The sequence below is a fragment of the Aminobacter sp. GW821-FHT11F06 genome, from assembly GCF_058808215.1.
Genome location: NZ_JBXARL010000004.1, coordinates 261775 through 277596 on the forward strand (window position 1 = coordinate 261775; position 15822 = coordinate 277596).

16 protein-coding genes are annotated in these 15822 nt (G+C 63.0%); 9 read left to right on the forward strand and 7 right to left on the reverse strand.

Annotated elements, in window-relative coordinates; genetic code table 11:
- Positions 1-120: 120 nt before the first annotated feature.
- Positions 121-2019, forward strand: a complete 1899-nt coding sequence (locus AC1RTB_RS12680) for an ABC transporter ATP-binding protein/permease (RefSeq protein WP_492878566.1) — start codon at positions 121-123, stop codon at positions 2017-2019.
- Positions 2020-2043: 24 nt separating this feature from the next.
- Here the strand turns inward: AC1RTB_RS12680 and AC1RTB_RS12685 are convergent, their stop codons facing one another.
- Positions 2044-2703 carry a GNAT family N-acetyltransferase gene (locus tag AC1RTB_RS12685; RefSeq protein ID WP_492878565.1) on the reverse strand — a complete coding sequence of 220 codons (660 nt, stop codon included), beginning with the start codon at positions 2701-2703 and terminating at the stop codon, positions 2044-2046.
- A 153-nt stretch (positions 2704-2856) separates the two neighbouring features.
- Between AC1RTB_RS12685 and AC1RTB_RS12690 the strand changes: the two genes are divergently transcribed.
- From AC1RTB_RS12690 to AC1RTB_RS12705, 4 genes are all read left to right on the forward strand, one after another.
- The gene (locus AC1RTB_RS12690; protein ID WP_280959920.1) at positions 2857-2991 is read left to right on the forward strand and encodes a hypothetical protein; all 135 of its coding nucleotides are present in this window, start codon (positions 2857-2859) and stop codon (positions 2989-2991) included.
- Between the two features lie 109 nt (positions 2992-3100).
- Positions 3101-4135, forward strand: coding sequence for an aspartate-semialdehyde dehydrogenase (locus tag AC1RTB_RS12695; RefSeq protein WP_492878563.1), 1035 nt, complete (start codon positions 3101-3103; stop codon positions 4133-4135).
- A 5-nt stretch (positions 4136-4140) separates the two neighbouring features.
- Complete coding sequence (locus tag AC1RTB_RS12700; RefSeq protein ID WP_492878561.1) at positions 4141-4590, forward strand: GNAT family N-acetyltransferase; 450 nt, start codon at positions 4141-4143, stop codon at positions 4588-4590.
- 118 nt (positions 4591-4708) lie between these two features.
- On the forward strand, positions 4709-5686 hold the full coding sequence (locus tag AC1RTB_RS12705) for a bestrophin family protein (RefSeq protein ID WP_492878559.1): 978 nt from the start codon (positions 4709-4711) through the stop codon (positions 5684-5686).
- A gap of 17 nt (positions 5687-5703) precedes the next feature.
- On the opposite strand, the gene AC1RTB_RS12710 is transcribed toward AC1RTB_RS12705, so the two are convergent.
- The 4 genes from AC1RTB_RS12710 to ffh all read right to left on the reverse strand — a co-directional run bounded on the left by AC1RTB_RS12710 (position 5704) and on the right by ffh (position 8732).
- Positions 5704-6213: a cupin domain-containing protein gene (locus AC1RTB_RS12710; RefSeq protein WP_492878557.1), complete on the reverse strand. Its 510-nt coding sequence runs from the start codon at positions 6211-6213 to the stop codon at positions 5704-5706.
- Positions 6214-6357: 144 nt separating this feature from the next.
- The gene (gene rpsP, locus AC1RTB_RS12715) at positions 6358-6753 is read right to left on the reverse strand and encodes a 30S ribosomal protein S16 (RefSeq protein WP_492878555.1); all 396 of its coding nucleotides are present in this window, start codon (positions 6751-6753) and stop codon (positions 6358-6360) included.
- Positions 6754-6808: 55 nt separating this feature from the next.
- Positions 6809-7135 (reverse strand): chorismate mutase, encoded by a 327-nt coding sequence (locus tag AC1RTB_RS12720; protein WP_476783568.1) that lies wholly within the window; start codon positions 7133-7135, stop codon positions 6809-6811.
- Between the two features lie 10 nt (positions 7136-7145).
- A complete protein-coding gene (ffh, locus tag AC1RTB_RS12725; protein WP_492878553.1) occupies positions 7146-8732 on the reverse strand; it encodes a signal recognition particle protein in 1587 nt (528 codons plus the stop codon).
- 396 nt (positions 8733-9128) lie between these two features.
- Here ffh and AC1RTB_RS12730 point away from each other — a divergent pair, with 396 nt between their 5' ends.
- Both AC1RTB_RS12730 and AC1RTB_RS12735 read left to right on the forward strand, forming a co-directional pair.
- A complete protein-coding gene (locus AC1RTB_RS12730) occupies positions 9129-10826 on the forward strand; it encodes a putative bifunctional diguanylate cyclase/phosphodiesterase (RefSeq protein WP_492943817.1) in 1698 nt (565 codons plus the stop codon).
- 181 nt (positions 10827-11007) lie between these two features.
- Positions 11008-11712 (forward strand): DUF2270 domain-containing protein, encoded by a 705-nt coding sequence (locus AC1RTB_RS12735; protein WP_492878549.1) that lies wholly within the window; start codon positions 11008-11010, stop codon positions 11710-11712.
- A gap of 40 nt (positions 11713-11752) precedes the next feature.
- Here AC1RTB_RS12735 and AC1RTB_RS12740 read toward each other — a convergent pair whose 3' ends face one another.
- On the reverse strand, positions 11753-12424 hold the full coding sequence (locus tag AC1RTB_RS12740; RefSeq protein WP_492878548.1) for a DUF1236 domain-containing protein: 672 nt from the start codon (positions 12422-12424) through the stop codon (positions 11753-11755).
- A 404-nt stretch (positions 12425-12828) separates the two neighbouring features.
- Between AC1RTB_RS12740 and AC1RTB_RS12745 the strand changes: the two genes are divergently transcribed.
- Positions 12829-13647, forward strand: a complete 819-nt coding sequence (locus AC1RTB_RS12745) for a lytic murein transglycosylase (RefSeq protein ID WP_492878546.1) — start codon at positions 12829-12831, stop codon at positions 13645-13647.
- A gap of 128 nt (positions 13648-13775) precedes the next feature.
- Complete coding sequence (locus AC1RTB_RS12750) at positions 13776-14297, forward strand: hypothetical protein (protein ID WP_492943818.1); 522 nt, start codon at positions 13776-13778, stop codon at positions 14295-14297.
- 143 nt (positions 14298-14440) lie between these two features.
- Here the strand turns inward: AC1RTB_RS12750 and AC1RTB_RS12755 are convergent, their stop codons facing one another.
- On the reverse strand, positions 14441-15658 hold the full coding sequence (locus tag AC1RTB_RS12755) for an argininosuccinate synthase (RefSeq protein WP_492878543.1): 1218 nt from the start codon (positions 15656-15658) through the stop codon (positions 14441-14443).
- Between the last annotated feature and the right edge of the window lie 164 nt (positions 15659-15822).

The window sequence follows — 15822 nt, forward strand, 5'->3', positions numbered from 1 at the left end:
TAAAGAAAAGGGCACTGGGTAGGGAACATCGTGATTCGGGTCGCTAGACCTCGATATCCATCGCTAAACAGATGGCGTCGCCGCGCCGCAAGGCCGCCTCCCCTGACGCCGGTTTCGGCGATGCGCAGCTTCTGGGGCCTGATGCGGGCCTACTGGGTCTCGGATCGCTGGAAGGAAGCCTGGGGGCTGACGCTGGTGATCGCCCTCCTCACCGCACTTTCCAGCAAGGCCAGCGTTTGGATGGCCGAAGCATCAGGCGAATTGGTCAATTCCATCGCTTTTTTCCACGACCCGGCCAATGCGGCGCCACTGGCGTCTCTGCTGACCAGCGCGGGAACATTGGTTCTTTTGGTGGTCATCAAGGATGCGGGCTTCACCGGCATCCGGCACCTGTTTTCCACCACCTTGCACCGCAAATGGCGTGGCTGGCTCGATAGCCGCTTCAACGCGGCACTGCTCGACGCCAACCACACCCATTTCCACGTTCAGCACAATGCGGACGCGACCAATGGTTCGGGCATGGCACCCGACAATATCGACCAGCGCGTCCAGGATTCCATCAAGGGCATGACCGGTGGCGCAATCGGGCTTGCCATGGGCATCATGAGCGTCGCCACGTCGCTGTATTTTGTCGGCCAGAAGCTCCTGGAGACCTCGACCTCGGTGCGCGGCCTGGAAATCCTCGGCAACTATGGCAGCTTCGTCCTCGCACTGGCGGCGGTCGCCGCCTATGTGCCGCTGAACACCTATATCGCCATGAAGCTCGGCGGCGTGATGGAGCGCCTCAGCGCCAGGATGCAGCAGGCCGAAGGCAGCTACCGTGGCGAACTGACGATCCTGCTCAGGCGCAGTTTCCACGTCGCGGCATCGTGCGGCGAAGGCGTGCAGCAGGCGATGCACGACCGGCTCTATCGCGATATCGACCGGACATGGGGACGGCTGAACACAGTCAACGCCGGCTACATGTCGTTTGAATCGATCTACGGTTTCATCGCTGCCCGCATCGTCGCCTATGGGCCGGGCCTTGTTCCCTACATGCACGGCCAGATCAACCTGAAGGGCTACATCACCGGCGCCGAGCTGGTGAACTCGCTGATCAGCCAGTGCTCGTGGTTCATCCAGGTCATGCCGGCAATCGCCACCCTTAGGGCCAATAGCGAGCGCGTCAGCGATCTCGCAAAGGCGATCGAAAACGTCCAGAGACCGCCGGCATTCTACGCAGCCACAGGCCAGTCCGAGTTCAGCTATGGCAACCAGAATGCCCTGTTTGGACTGACGATCCGCAATCTCGAACTGATGCATCAGGGCCGCGAGGCAAGTCCTTTCCTGACGATCGCCAATCTGCGCTTCAGGCGCGGCGAATGGACCTTCGTGTCTGGCCAGTCCGGCTGCGGCAAGACCTCGCTGGTCAAGGCGATCAACGGGCTGTGGCCGTATGGCCGTGGCGCCATCGTCTTTCCCGAAGGTATCAGGTCGTTCTACGCCACCCAGGACATCAAGCTGCCGCAGGTTTCGCTAAAGCAGCTTGTCTGCCTGCCGGACAAGCCGGACGCCCACTCGGAGGCCAAGGTGGCCGTTGCCTTGCACAAGGCCGGCCTTGGCGACTTCATCGAACATCTCGGCGACGAAACCCGCCAGGGCAAGAGCTGGGACCAGCTGCTTTCAGGTGGCCAGAAGCAGAAGCTGGTGGCGGCCCGCATCCTGCTTTTGCAGCCCGGCTTGCTGTTTCTCGACGAAGCAACCGCAGCCCTTGATCTCGACGCCAAGATCGCCTTTCACCAGGTGATCAAGGACAATTGTCCAGATGTGACGGTGATCAGCGTCATGCATGAGGCGACACCACCGAAATCGGCGATGGGCATCGAGTTCTACGACAGCATCCTTTGCATTGCCGATGGCGTGGGCTCGAAGAGGGCGCTGGCCAGCCTGCCGGCCGAACTCACCACGCTTCTGGCCCAGCCCCAGTCGGCCGAAGGGTCGCGGCTGCGCCTACCGCGCATCCGCCTCAGGCAGAAGTAGCCGCCGCTGCCGGCACGGCTGATGCTATGGATCCGTCCTGATTTCGTTCATCGAGCGCAACTGCCTGCCATCACGGAAGTTGGCGGGGTCGAGCCACTGCTCCATCGTTGCGCGGCGGGATGGCCACTCAAACGACAGCATCGAGTACATGCAGATGTCTCTCGGCCTGCCCTTGAGCAGCAATCCTTCGCGCAGTGTCCCCTCATAGGTGAAACCGAGCCGGTCGGCGGCGACGCGCGACCGGCTGTTTTGAGCGGTGCACATCCATTCGAGGCGACGATAGCCAAGCTCCTCGAACACGTGGCGAATGACGAGATAGAGCGCCTCGGTGGCAAGCGTGGTGCGCTGAATCCCGCTGGTGAAGAGCACGTAGCCGAGTTCGACAACTTGATGCGCCACCCGGGCCTCCATCAGGCACAGCCAGCCCAGTATGGCGCCATCCAGGTCGACAACCGCGAAAAACGCCCGCTTCGGGTCGGACACGAGATCGTCGATGTGCTTGGAAAAAGCAGCTTCGTCGGCAAACGGCCCGACCTTCATCTCGGCCCAGGTGGTTGCGACGTTTTCGTCATGCGAACGGCGATAAAGCGTCGAAGCATCCGACGCGTCCAGCGGGCGGAGGCTGCCATGGCGACCGTTGATGACTGCAGCTACCGGCACCTTCGCTTCGACTGGCGTGCCCATCGGCTTCGTCCCGACTGCTCAATGCATCGAGAGTAACCCGCCGAACATGCAAGGCAACTCTAATTTGACATAAACGGCGCAGCTTCAAGCGGCGTCCGCGATTGACTCTCCATACAAACCGGATAAAAGCGGCGGCGAACAGGGATCCCTCCGATGCGCGGCCTCTTGATGGCGCTTTTCGCATTCGACTTCCCCGGCCACGATGCCAACCATCGTGCCGGGCGCGGAACCGCGTCCCTGCTTTCGACCAAAACCATGGCCAAAACCACCACCACCAAAACGGTGTGATTTCCCTTGGCCTGCTCACCCTCTCCCGGGTCCGGCCCGGGGGATGAAGCCCGCAACGGCCAGCGGGTTTTCTCCAAAAGCGAGCGGAGAGGGACAGGAGATTTTCGATATGGGTTTCAAGGTTGCAGTCGTCGGCGCCACGGGCAATGTCGGCAGGGAAATGCTCAACATCCTCGAGGAACGCGGCTTTCCGATCGATGAGATCGTGCCGCTGGCCTCGCGCCGCTCGCTCGGTTCCGAAGTGTCGTTCGGCGACAAGACCCTGAAGACCAAGGTCCTCGACCAGTATGATTTTTCCGACGTCGACATCTGCATCATGTCGGCGGGTGGCAATGTCTCCAAGGAATGGTCGCCCAAGATCGGCAAGCAGGGCTGCGTCGTCATCGATAACTCGTCGGCTTTCCGCTACGATCAGGACGTGCCGCTGATCGTTCCGGAAGTGAACCCGGACGCCATCTCGCTGTTCACGCGGAAAAACATCATCGCCAACCCGAACTGCTCGACCGCCCAGCTTGTCGTGGCGCTGAAGCCGCTGCACGACGTGGCCAAGATCAAGCGCGTCGTGGTTGCTACCTACCAGTCCGTTTCGGGCGCCGGCAAGGAAGGCATGGACGAGCTGTTCACGCAAACGCGCGCCGTGTTCGTGGCCGATTCGGTCGAAAACAAGAAGTTCACCAAGCGCATCGCCTTCAACGTCATTCCGCACATTGACGTCTTCATGGAAGACGGCTCCACCAAGGAAGAGTGGAAGATGGTCGCCGAGACCAAGAAGATGCTCGACCCCAAGATCAAGCTGACCGCGACCTGCGTGCGCGTGCCGGTGTTCATCGGCCACTCCGAAGCCGTCAACATCGAGTTCGAAAACCCGATCACCGCCGAAGAGGCGCGCGACATCCTGCGCGAGGCGCCAGGCTGCCTTGTCATCGACAAGCATGAGGACGGCGGCTACGCCACCCCGCTCGACTCGGCTGGCGAAGACGCGACCTACATCTCGCGCATCCGCGAGGATTCGACCATCGACAACGGCCTGTCGATGTGGATCGTCTCCGACAATTTGCGCAAGGGCGCTGCCCTCAACGCCGTCCAGATCGCCGAGCTTCTGGTCGAACGCGGCCTGATCACGCCGAAGAAGAAGGCGGCCTGACGACAATGCCCGATGTCGAGCTGCGTCAGGCCAAGGCTCAAGACGCACACGACATCGCCCGCATCCTGAGGGCGGCACTTGCCGCCTTCGACTGGATGCCTCAGCTGCACACGCCTGATGAAGATTTGCGCTTCGTCAGGGGCAGCCTGCTTGCCGAACAGCACGTCACCGTCGCAACGATGAAGGACAAGATCGTCGGCTTCGCCGCGGTCAAGGGCGACTGGCTCGAGCAGCTTTATCTCGATCCGGCCTGGACGGGACGCGGCATCGGCAGCCAGTTGCTGCGCCACGTGACCGCCCGAATGACTCACGTGAAACTTTTCTGCTTTGAGGCAAATGCCGGCGCACGGCGTTTCTACGAGCGTCACGGCTTCAAATCGGAAGCATTCGGCGATGGGTCCAGCAATGAAGAGGGGCTGCCGGATATCCGCTATGCGCGCGCAGGCGCCCCGTAGACCGCCTACCCATACGGGTGAGACATCCCTCGCCCCGACGGATGGGGTTTCGTTGCGAAACAGCACAAGTCCGGCAAGCACCTGAAATAATTCGACGAAATCGCCCGCGATGTCGCGATTGGATCGTGACTCCCACACCTTCCTCGACGCACAATCGCCACGCACCACCAACGCAAAGGTATCAGGCCATATGATCGTTCGTCCGCGCACCGGCCTGCTGAAACTGTTCTTTGTCATGCGCGGATCGGTGGTACCGCGCATCCTGCCGCAGATTTTTGGCTTCGCGCTTTATGGCGCGTTGGTGGTGGCCGCCATCAAGGCACTCAAGCTCGATTTCGGCAACGCCGGCATGGCCCCCTTCGCGCTGCTCGGCGTTGCATTGTCGATCTATCTCGGCTTCCGCAACAACGCCGCCTATGACCGCTGGTGGGAGGCACGCAAGCTGTGGGGCCAGCTCGTCTTCGAGATCAGGAACCTTTCCCGCGCCGCGACCGCGATGATTTCCGAGCGTGACCAGTTGAGACCGCTGCTGATGGATTCGCTGGCCTTCTGTCATTTCCTGCGCGGTGAGCTGCGCCGGATAGATACCCGCGACGCCGCGCGCCCTTTTGTCGGCGATGCCGTGGACGAGATTTTTGCCGCGACCAACAAGCCCGACGCTGTGATGCGGCGCATGGGCCACAAGATCGGCGCGCTGAAGCAGACAAAAGTGCTGGAAGCGATGGATTACCGCATCCTCGACGAAAGGCTGTCGGCGATCGCAGCGCTCCAGGCCGGCTGCGAGCGCATCATGGGCACACCCCTGCCCTTTGCCTACACGCTGCTTTTGCAGCGCACGGCTTACGTCTTCTGTCTGCTGCTGCCTTTCGGGCTCGCGGCTTCCGCCGGCTGGGCGACACCGCTTTTCACCGCGCTGATCGCCTACACCTTCTTTGGCCTCGACGCGCTGTCCGAAGAACTGGAAGACCCCTTCGGCATGGAGGCCAATGACCTCGCGCTCGACGGCCTGTGCCGCGTCTGCGAAATCTCGGTGTTCGAAGCGTTGGGCGAAACGCCGCCGCCGATGCTGGCGGCGGAGCATTTTTATTACTCGTGACGGCCGGTGTCTGGTGTTTACGCGCCGGCCACGGTTGAATCGATACCGTCCCAGTACTCCATGACCGACGACTTGGCGTAGCCTTCACCTGTCAGCCGGACGCTGACCCTGCCGGATTCTGGATAGACGATGACATCATTGGGGTTGCGCTCGCCGATGATGAGATAGCGGCACGCAGCATCGGTGTGGTTGAACAGCGAGTGCCCGACCTTCTGGCCGGCCGGGAAGCAGACATAGTCGCCAGCCTTCATGACATAGGCCCGCGCGCCGAGCCGGAGCGTGAGCGCACCTTCAAGGATGTAGGCGTGCTCTTCCTCGAGCATGTGATAGTGCGACGGATTGGACTCCTTGCCCGGCGCAAGCTCCTCAAGAGCCACCCCGACATGATCGCCGCCGCCAAAGCTCGACAGATGCCTGAAGCTGCTGCCGAAACGCTCGCCATGCGAAAAGGCTTCGATCGGCGCTGTAACAGCGGCAAAGGGCTCGGATACGCCGTCGGCATTGAGTGCGGAAATCTTGTCGGACATGCGCGGCTCCTCCTTTGGCGAAAGGGTGCGGCCCGTTGATCCAAAGGTCAAGCAGCACGCGCAGTGCCATCGAGAGCACTGGCTGAAACGCAAAACGGCGGACCTTTCGGCCCGCCGTTTTCCTTTCGCCAGACAGGCGAAAAATTACTCTGCCGAAGCAGCTTCGGCCGGAGCGGCAGTCGCAGCAGCGATAGCGGCAGCAGCGTCTTCCTGGGCCTTCTTCAGAGCAGCAGCGCGCTCCTGGGCCTTCTTGCCCGGCTCACCCTTGGTCAGGTTCGAGCGGGCTTCGCGCTTGACGATGCCAGCCTCGTCGAGGAAGCGGGCAACGCGGTCGGTCGGCAGCGCGCCGTTCGACAGCCAATGCTTGGCGCGGTCGGCATCGACCTTCACGCGGTCGCCATCCTTGGGCAGCAGCGGGTTCCAGGCGCCGATCGCCTCGATGAAGCGGCCGTCGCGCGGGCTGCGGGCGTCAGCGATGACGATGTGGTAGTAGGGGCGCTTCTTGGAGCCGGCGCGGGCCAGGCGGATCTTAAGGGACATTGTCTTACTCCTGAATAGTTCTGTCTTGGGTTTGGTATGTTCTGCTTTTTCCGCCTTAGGCGGAGGTGGTCCTGTCTGAGCCGCCATTTCGTTCAGCGGCCAGCATTTCGTGGTGCCTGATCACCTCGCGGATGATGAAGTTCAAGAACTTCTCCGCGAAATCGGGGTCGAGATGCGCGTCGTCGGCCAAACGCCTGAGACGCGCGATCTGGGACTGTTCGCGCGCCGGATCGGCCGGCGGCAGACCATGCGTCGCCTTGAGCACGCCGACAGCCTTGGTGCAGCGGAAGCGCTCGGCCAGCATGTGGATCAGCGCTGCGTCGATATTGTCGATCGAAGCGCGCAGTTCCTGGAGCTGCGCCTGAGGATTGGTGTCTGTCATCGCGCGCTCCTCACTTCTTCTTGCCAAGGCCGGGCAGGCCGCCGCCGAGACCCGGAAGCTTCATGCCACCGGGCAGGCCAGGCAAACCGCCGCCGCCCATGCCGGGAAGTCCACCGCCGGGCAGGCCCTTGAGCCCGCCACCGAGACCGGCTGCTTCCGCCTGCTTCTGCAAGGCTTCGAGCTGCTTGGGGTCCATCTTGGACAGGTCGGGCATGCCGCCCATTCCACCCATGCCGCCGAGCCCCATCTTGGAGGCCAGGCCGCCCATCATGCCGCGCATCAGGCCACCGCCCTTGCCCTTGCCGCCCATGGCTTTCATCATGTCGGCCATCTGGCGGTGCATCTTGAGCAGCTTGTTGATTTCGGCGGCATCGGTGCCGGAGCCGGCGGCGATGCGCTTCTTGCGCGAGTGCTTCAGGACGTCTGGATTGGCGCGCTCGGCCTTGGTCATCGACGAGATGATGGCGATCTGGCGCCCGAACATCTTGTCGTCCAGCCCGGACGCGGCCATCTGGTCCTTCATCTTGCCCATGCCCGGCATCATTCCCATGATGCCGCCCATGCCGCCCATCTTCTGCATCTGGCCAAGCTGGTCGGCGAGATCGTTCAGATCGAACTTGCCCGACTGCATCTTCTTGGCCATCGCCGCGGCTTTTTCCGCGTCGATGTTTTCGGCAGCCTTTTCCACGAGCGAGACGATGTCGCCCATGCCCAGGATACGGTCGGCGATGCGCTTGGGGTGGAACTCCTCCAGCGCATCCATCTTTTCGCCGGTACCGATCAGCTTGATCGGCTTGCCGGTGACGGCGCGCATCGAAAGCGCCGCACCGCCGCGGCCATCGCCGTCCATGCGGGTCAGCACCAGGCCGGTGATGCCGACGCGGTCGTCGAAATTCTTGGCGAGGTTGACGGCGTCCTGACCGGTCAGCGAGTCGGCGACGAGCAGGATTTCGTGCGGGTCCGACACCTTGCGGATGTCGGCCATCTCGACCATCAGCGGCTCGTCGATATGGGTACGGCCGGCGGTGTCGAGGATGACGACGTCATGGCCGCCGAGCTTGGCCGCCTGGACGGCGCGCTTGGCGATGTCGACAGGCGACTGGCCTGCGATGACGGGAAGGGTCGCGACCTTGGTCTGCTCGCCGAGCTGGCGCAGTTGCTCTTGTGCTGCCGGACGGCGCGTGTCGAGCGAGGCCATCAGGACCTTCTTGCCCTGACGCTCGGTGAGGCGCTTGGCTATCTTGGCCGAAGTGGTGGTCTTGCCCGAGCCCTGCAGGCCGACCATCATGATGACGACCGGGGCCGGCGCGTTGAGGTCGATGGCGACGCCTTCGGCGCCGAGCATCTCGATCAGCTCGTCATGGACGATCTTGACGACCATCTGGCCGGGTTTGATCGACTTGAGCACCGCTGCGCCAACAGCCTTTTCGCGGACGCGGTCGGTGAAGGAGCGGACCACTTCGAGCGCGACGTCGGCCTCGAGCAAGGCACGACGAACCTCGCGCAGGGCTGCCGAGACATCGGCCTCCGACAGTGCGCCACGGCCGGTCAGGCCGTTGAGGATCGTTCCAAGCCGCTCTTGCAGCGATTCAAACATTCGACTTCCCTTCTCTCAGCCAACCGGTGTCGAACCGAGAGGTAATGCCTCAGCGCGCATGAACCAAACCAAAAAGCACCCGGGGGCGCACTGCGCTGCCGGGTGTTGGCCTCCGGGATCGTTTTGTACCCACTAGGGTGTCCCGGTCGGCCGCTCGGAGTGGAACTCGTCGCGGAATTTGTGGGCTGTAGACAGGAAAACGGCTTGGGAGTCAAGCCAAGGCGCATCCCTGCGCCGCTTGAGCTATATATTCCCGGCGCAGCACTCAGGCCCTGTTAAGACTTGCCGATTAGGGTGCCGGACAGCCGGGGGGCTTTATGTACTATTTTAGGGTATTTTACCACCATGTGTGACCATGCGGGCGGCTCGCATGTCGTTTCCGAAGGGGACGGTCGCTTGTCAGGCGCCGACTCGCTGCTTGCCGGCTTTGCCGAGAATATCGAATTCGCCCTCGTCGTCATCGACGCCCGAGGCACAATCACCTACGTCAACAAGTCGGCCGAGCGCATGTTCGGCTATGACCGGACCGAGATGGTCGGCCACACGCTCGACCTGATCATTCCGCCGAGATTGCGCGGCGCCCACAATGCCGGCATTGCCCGCGTCGGCTCTGGCGAACCGTCGAAGTTGAACGGCAAGACAGTGGAAGTGGCGGCACTTCGGCGCGACGGCAGCGAATTCCCCATCGAGCTTTCGCTTTCGGTGTGGCACGGCCCGAATGGCGTTTCCATGGGTGGCATCATCCGCGACATCTCGGAGCGGCGGCAGCGCGACACGCGGCTGCATCGCCTGGCGCATCAGGATACGCTGACCGGCATGCCCAACCGCTTCCAGTTCGACATGCAGCTCGAGGACGCGCTGGCGGCAGGCGAACGGACGGGCATATTGCTGCTCGACCTCGACGGCTTCAAGAAGGTCAACGACACGCTCGGCCACGCCACCGGCGACACGCTGCTGCAGGCGCTGGCCGTGCGGCTGCCGGCAGCGCTCGACGCCAACGCCATGGTGGCCCGGCTCGGCAGCGACGAATTCGCGGTGCTGTTGCGCGGCATCGACAAACCTGCCGCTGTCGCGGCTGCAGCAGACAACCTGCTTTTGTCCTTCGACAAGCCTTTCGAAATTGGCGATCACCTGCTCAAGCTCGGCGTCAGCATCGGCGGGGCGGTGGCGCCTGGCGACGGCGGCGATGCCGAGGAACTGCTGGCGAGTGCCGATCTGGCGCTTTACCGGGCACGGCAGCGCGGCGGCAGCTATCGCATGTTCGAGCCGGGCATGCGCAACGCCGTGGCGGTGCGGCGTGCCTTGCAGGATGAGCTTCTGCGCGCCATCGGCGCCAGGGAATTCGTGCTGTTCTACCAGCCGCAGGTTTGCCTGGAGACAGGCCGTGTGCTGGGCGCCGAAGCGCTGCTGCGCTGGAACCATCCGACGCGTGGACTGCTTGAGCCGGCCGACTTCCTCGCCGTGCTCGAAACGCATACGGGCGCGTTGACAGTGGGCAGCTGGATCCTCGACGAAGCCTGCCGGCAATCGGCCGAATGGCGCGCTGGGGGTCTTGCCCCGATCAGCATGGCAGTCAATCTGTTTGCCGTGCAGGTCAATGCCGGCAATCTGGCGGAAACCGTGCTGACGACGCTTGCGCGCCACGGCCTGCCGGCCAAGGCGCTGGAACTCGAAGTCACCGAAACCATCGCGCTCGATTATGAGGAGCGCACGCTGTCGCCGTTCCGCAAGCTGGCCAAGGCGGGTGTTGGTCTCGCCTTCGACGATTTCGGCACCGGCCATGCCGCGCTCAGCACCATCAAGCGCTTTCCCCTAACAGTGCTCAAGGTCGATCGCAGTTTCGTCCGCGACATGCTCAAGGATCCGCAGGACGCCGCGATCGTGCGCGCGGTTCTCGGCATGGCCAAGGATATGGGGCTTTCCGTCGTCGCCGAAGGCATCGAGAAGCGGGCGCAGGAGGCCGCGCTCTACGCCATGGGCTGCCGCGTCGGTCAGGGCTACCTCTATTCCAAGGCGCTGCCGGCGGACGAATTCGAGCGGCTGCTCAAGCGCAGTGCCAAGACCGGCAAAAAAGGGACTTCGGCACGCTTCTAAGCCTGGCAGCCGCTGCCGATTTCCGCGCGATCTCGCAGCAACAGGTATAGAATCTGCGCCGGCGTCGGACCTTCGGGCCAAAGCGCGGCCGGCCCCCGAAACATCAGCAAGCGCAAACCCGGTCCCGCCGCCGCAACAGCATCGATTCCGATTTTCGGGCCGATGCGCCAGGGAGGCTGCCATGCCGGAACGTGCCAATCCAGATCTGCCACTGCTCGCGCCGATGCCTTCGACCTCGGCCGAAATCGTCAACACCATGGCGCATTACCACCGCGCGGAGATGGCCAGGATGGCCGGTTGGCGCGACCGCATCGACAGGACCAGCAACTGGGCGATCACCGTCGTGGCGGCGATGCTGTCGGTGTCGCTGTCGACGCCCAACGCCCATCACGGCGTGCTGCTGTTTGCCATGCTGCTCATTTTCCTGCTGCTTTGGATCGAGGCGCGGCGCTACCGTTTCTTCGACGTCTACCGATCACGCGTCCGCACCTTTGAACGCTACTACTTCGCCCAGATGTTTTCGCCCGTGGCCGGGGAGAGCGTGAATTGGCGCCAGATGCTGGGCGACAGCCTCAGGGAACCGCAATTTCGCATTTCTTATGCCGACGCATTCTCGCGGCGGCTCAGGCGCAATTACATCTGGATGTTCCTGATCCTGCTGCTCGCCTGGGTGCTCAAGATTTCGACGCCCAAGCTGCAGGCCACCGGGGGCAGTGGCGATCTGGTCTCGTCGCTCTGGGAGGTCGCTGCCAATGCCAATCTCGGCCTCGCGCCGGGCTGGCTGATCATATCGGGGGTGGCCGGGCTCTACTTCTGGCTGCTCTATGTTTCCTTCAGGCCGTTCGACGATGCGGCGGAAGGCGGATTGGCGCAGGTCCATGTCTGAAACGAGGCCGCCGGACAAAAGCCCGGCGACCTCGTTGTTATCAGCGGATCACATAAACGACGCGATGCGTCGACGGTTCGACCAGCACCGGCTGGCCGTTCACATAGACATAGCGATACTCATAGCCGGGGATTTCAGCCAGCTGCACGCTGGACGGCAGCCCGGCGCCGACGACCACTTCGCCGTCAAGATAGACCGGCTCGGTGCGGTGCGCCTCGACATAGGTGCGAACCTTGCCAGGAGGATCGATCACCGTGCCTGCGGTGCCACCGGCAATGACGCCGGCGCCGCCACCCACGGCAGCACCCACCGGCCCGCCGACGACCGCACCGGCGATCGCGCCCGTGACACCGCCTACGACAGCGCCGGTGGGGCCACCGCCCTTGGGCGGGTCGACGACCATCACGCCTGAGTCAGCCGGGCGGGCGGAAAGTGTGACCTGCTGGCCACCGAAATTGCCGACCAGATAATCGGAATAGACCCAGCCATCGCCGCCTGAATCGGCAACGCTGCACCATTTGCCGCTTTCGAGGCAGCCGCGCAACGTGGTGCCTTGCCCGGCGGCGATGACGCCTATGACAGGGTACTGCGGACCGGGGCCGGCGCGTACGTTGAGGTCCGTGGCGGCCTGCACCGCAACATCCGCGAATGACGGGCCTGAGAAGGCGATGAGCGCGCCCGCAACGGCGGGAAACAACAGTTTGGTTTTCATCTTTTCGCTCCTTTTCCTGGTCCCTCAAGGGGCAAAAACGGAGCAATCAGCGATCAGTTCCGGCAAAAATGCTCACGAATTGTAGCAGGCCGGCGCTTGCGGGCTGCCCGGTCGCGGCCGCTGATGCGGGCTCGACGCCCTCGGGCAGCTTGAAGTTCAACCCAGCCGCGCGGAGCAGTTTTGCCGCCGAAAGCCTCCTGGAATCGGACCCGACGACCACGGCAATGCCATCCCGCACGGTTTTTCCGTGCTCTCGCCACATTCATTGCTTGATCCTGTGCAAGTTTTTTGCCACCAGCCATTGCAAGACAGTGGGGACGTAACGCCTTCTTAACGATGACAAGAGAGCGTGCGGCTGGCAACATCCCTCCCAAGGGCATTGATTCAGGCATCAGGAGAACGGCATGGCAATACTTGCCAAGGTGAAGACATTTGCTGCGGCCACCGCCATGCTGGCGGTTACGGCCGGCGGCGCTTATGCGGCGCAGTGCGGCAGCAATGCGGGCGGCTTCGAAGCATGGAAAGCTTCGTTTGCGAAAGAGGCGGCGGCCAACGGCATCAAGGCCAATGCGCTCAACGCGCTCGCCAGCACGACTTACGCCACCAAGACCATTTACGCCGACCGCAACCAGAAGAGCTTCAAGCTCTCGCTCGACCAGTTCATGGCCAAGCGCGGCGGCAAGACGATTGCGTCCAAGGGCAAGACCCTCAAGAAGCAGAACGCGGCGCTGTTCCAGAGCATCGAGGCCCGCTACGGCGTGCCGGCGGGCCCGCTGATCGCGATCTGGGGTATGGAAACAGGCTTCGGCGCCTTCTTGGGCAACCAGCACACGCTGTCGGCTGTGGCGACGCTCGCCTATGACTGCCGCCGCACCGAATATTTCACCGACCAGCTCTACGCCGCGCTCAAGCTGGTCCAGAACGGCACGCTCGCACCCAACGCCATCGGTGCTGCCCATGGCGAAATCGGCCAGACCCAGTTTTTGCCGGTCAATGTGCTGAAATATGGTGCCGACGGCGACGGCAATGGCAGGATCGACATGGTCCGCTCCAAGGCCGACGCTTTGGCTTCGACAGCCAACTTCCTGCGCGGCCATGGCTGGCAGGCCGGCGCCGGCTACCAGGCAGGCCAGGCCAATTTCGCAGCACTTCAGGGCTGGAACGCGGCCAGCGTCTACCAGCAGGCCATCGCCATCATCGGTGCCGAGATCGACGGCAACTGACGACGAAGGGCCCGAAAAGGCCCTGTCAGGAGATATTTGAGGCACACTGGCCAAGCCAGCGCCTCGGACGCAGAATGAAAAAAGCCCGGTGTCCGCACCGGGCTTTTTTCGATGCGGACGAGGAACGCATGATGAACAGCCCGAGCGGACTGCCCGCCGATCTCTCCGGATTCGGCAATATCGACGGCTATGCGCACTATCCCAAGACGGTTGTGCCGGAACGTCCAGTGCCGGCAGGCGGTGGCCTGCTCAAATGGTACGATATCGCCGAAGCAGCGACGCCTGTTACACAAGAAGCCCGAGCCCTGGCGCAGCGCTTCCTCGCCGCCGAAACGGCGACGGGGCGGCTCGACCTCAAGGGCGAGCTGGGTTTCGCCATCCTGCACCGCTGCGGCGGTGACTTTCACTTCCTGCTGGTGAGTTCGTGGCGCAACGCCAACGAAATGTGGGAAACGGTCTACGCCAAAACAGCCGACGCGCCCGATTTCTCGCTGTTTGCCCTGCACGGGCCGCACCGCGCGACCTTCTGCGTCTGGGAACTGGCAGCGGTCAACCACGAGCGCCAAGCCTTTGGGCGCTATCTCTTCAGCCGGCGCGACGACGCGGCCAAGCGGGTCTATCTCACGGATTTGTACGAAGGCGGGGCTTGAGCCTCTTCCTTCTCCCCGTTCACGGGGAGAAGGTGGCCCAAAGGGCCGGATGAGGGGCAGAGCTGATTTCTGAGAGGTTTACGCTGCCCCTCATCTGCCTGCCGGCATCTTCTCCCCGTGAACGGGGAGAAGAAAAGCTGTCATCACCGGTTGCGCGCGGCGAGCGTGCGCAGGCGCAGCGCGTTGAGCTTGATGAAGCCGGCGGCGTCCTTCTGGTCGTAGGCGCCCTGGTCGTCCTCGAAGGTGACAAGCTTGTCGGAGTAAAGCGACTTCGCGCTCTCGCGGCCGATGACCATGACATTGCCCTTGTAGAGCTTGAGCGTCACTTCGCCTTCGACATGCTCCTGGCTCCTGTCGATCGCCGCCTGCAGCATCTCGCGCTCCGGCGAGAACCAGAAGCCGTAATAGATCAGCTCGGCGTAGCGCGGCATCAGCTCGTCCTTGAGGTGCGCGGCACCACGGTCGAGCGTGATCGATTCGATGGCGCGATGCGCGACAAGCAGGATCGTGCCGCCGGGGGTCTCGTAGACGCCACGCGACTTCATGCCGACGAAGCGGTTTTCGACCAGGTCGAGGCGGCCGATGCCGTTGTCGCGGCCATAGTCGTTGAGCTTGGCGAGCAGGTTGGCAGGCGACAGGCGCTCGCCATTGATTGAAACCGCGTCACCCTTTTCGAAGCCGATCTTGATGATCGTCGCCTTGTCGGGCGCAGCCTCCGGCGAAATCGTGCGCATGTGGACGTATTCGGGCGCCTCGACAGCCGGATCTTCCAGCACCTTGCCCTCGGAGGAGGAGTGCAGGAGGTTGGCGTCGACCGAGAACGGCGCTTCGCCCTTCTTGTCCTTGGCGACCGGGATCTGGTGTTTTTCGGCGAAGTCGAGCAGGTCGGTGCGCGACTTGAACGTCCAATCGCGCCAAGGCGCGATGATCTTGATGTCGGGGTTCAGCGCATAGGCCGACAGCTCGAAGCGGACCTGGTCGTTGCCCTTGCCGGTGGCGCCATGGGCGATGGCATCGGCGCCGGTCTTTTTGGCGATGTCGACGAGATGCTTGGAAATCAGCGGGCGGGCGATCGAGGTGCCGAGCAGGTAAACACCTTCATAGACGGCGTTGGCGCGGAACATCGGGAAAACGAAGTCGCGGACGAATTCCTCGCGCACGTCTTCGATGAAGATCTCCTTGATCCCCATCATCTCGGCCTTCTTGCGCGCCGGCTCGAGTTCCTCGCCCTGGCCGAGATCGGCGGTGAAGGTGACGACCTCCGCATTGAGCTCGGTTTGCAGCCACTTCAGGATGATCGATGTATCGAGGCCGCCGGAATAGGCGAGCACGACCTTCTTGACGTCTTTCCACTTGGACATGGGATCACGGCACCTTTTTCAAGCGGCCGGCTGAGGCCGCGTTTCCGGGGCTTTCTAAGCAGGAACGGGCAAGCGGGCAAGGGCGATGATGCCGCTGGGTGAACAGGGGCTTGGTTGCGCCCGCGTAAGGGTCGACCCCCACTCCGGCCCTGCGGGCCACCTCT

What these genes read in the sequence shown, in the direction of transcription:
- AC1RTB_RS12680 (WP_492878566.1), top strand. Translation starts at nt 121, where the DNA reads ATGCGCAGCTTCTGGGGCCTGATGCGGGCCTACTGGGTCTCGGATCGC.
- AC1RTB_RS12685 (WP_492878565.1), bottom strand. Translation starts at nt 2,703, where the DNA reads ATGGGCACGCCAGTCGAAGCGAAGGTGCCGGTAGCTGCAGTCATCAAC.
- AC1RTB_RS12690 (WP_280959920.1), top strand. Translation starts at nt 2,857, where the DNA reads ATGCGCGGCCTCTTGATGGCGCTTTTCGCATTCGACTTCCCCGGCCAC.
- AC1RTB_RS12695 (WP_492878563.1), top strand. Translation starts at nt 3,101, where the DNA reads ATGGGTTTCAAGGTTGCAGTCGTCGGCGCCACGGGCAATGTCGGCAGG.
- AC1RTB_RS12700 (WP_492878561.1), top strand. Translation starts at nt 4,141, where the DNA reads ATGCCCGATGTCGAGCTGCGTCAGGCCAAGGCTCAAGACGCACACGAC.
- AC1RTB_RS12710 (WP_492878557.1), bottom strand. Translation starts at nt 6,213, where the DNA reads ATGTCCGACAAGATTTCCGCACTCAATGCCGACGGCGTATCCGAGCCC.
- rpsP (WP_492878555.1), bottom strand. Translation starts at nt 6,753, where the DNA reads ATGTCCCTTAAGATCCGCCTGGCCCGCGCCGGCTCCAAGAAGCGCCCC.
- AC1RTB_RS12720 (WP_476783568.1), bottom strand. Translation starts at nt 7,135, where the DNA reads ATGACAGACACCAATCCTCAGGCGCAGCTCCAGGAACTGCGCGCTTCG.
- ffh (WP_492878553.1), bottom strand. Translation starts at nt 8,732, where the DNA reads ATGTTTGAATCGCTGCAAGAGCGGCTTGGAACGATCCTCAACGGCCTG.
- AC1RTB_RS12735 (WP_492878549.1), top strand. Translation starts at nt 11,008, where the DNA reads ATGCCGGAACGTGCCAATCCAGATCTGCCACTGCTCGCGCCGATGCCT.
- AC1RTB_RS12740 (WP_492878548.1), bottom strand. Translation starts at nt 12,424, where the DNA reads ATGAAAACCAAACTGTTGTTTCCCGCCGTTGCGGGCGCGCTCATCGCC.
- AC1RTB_RS12745 (WP_492878546.1), top strand. Translation starts at nt 12,829, where the DNA reads ATGGCAATACTTGCCAAGGTGAAGACATTTGCTGCGGCCACCGCCATG.
- AC1RTB_RS12750 (WP_492943818.1), top strand. Translation starts at nt 13,776, where the DNA reads ATGATGAACAGCCCGAGCGGACTGCCCGCCGATCTCTCCGGATTCGGC.
- AC1RTB_RS12755 (WP_492878543.1), bottom strand. Translation starts at nt 15,658, where the DNA reads ATGTCCAAGTGGAAAGACGTCAAGAAGGTCGTGCTCGCCTATTCCGGC.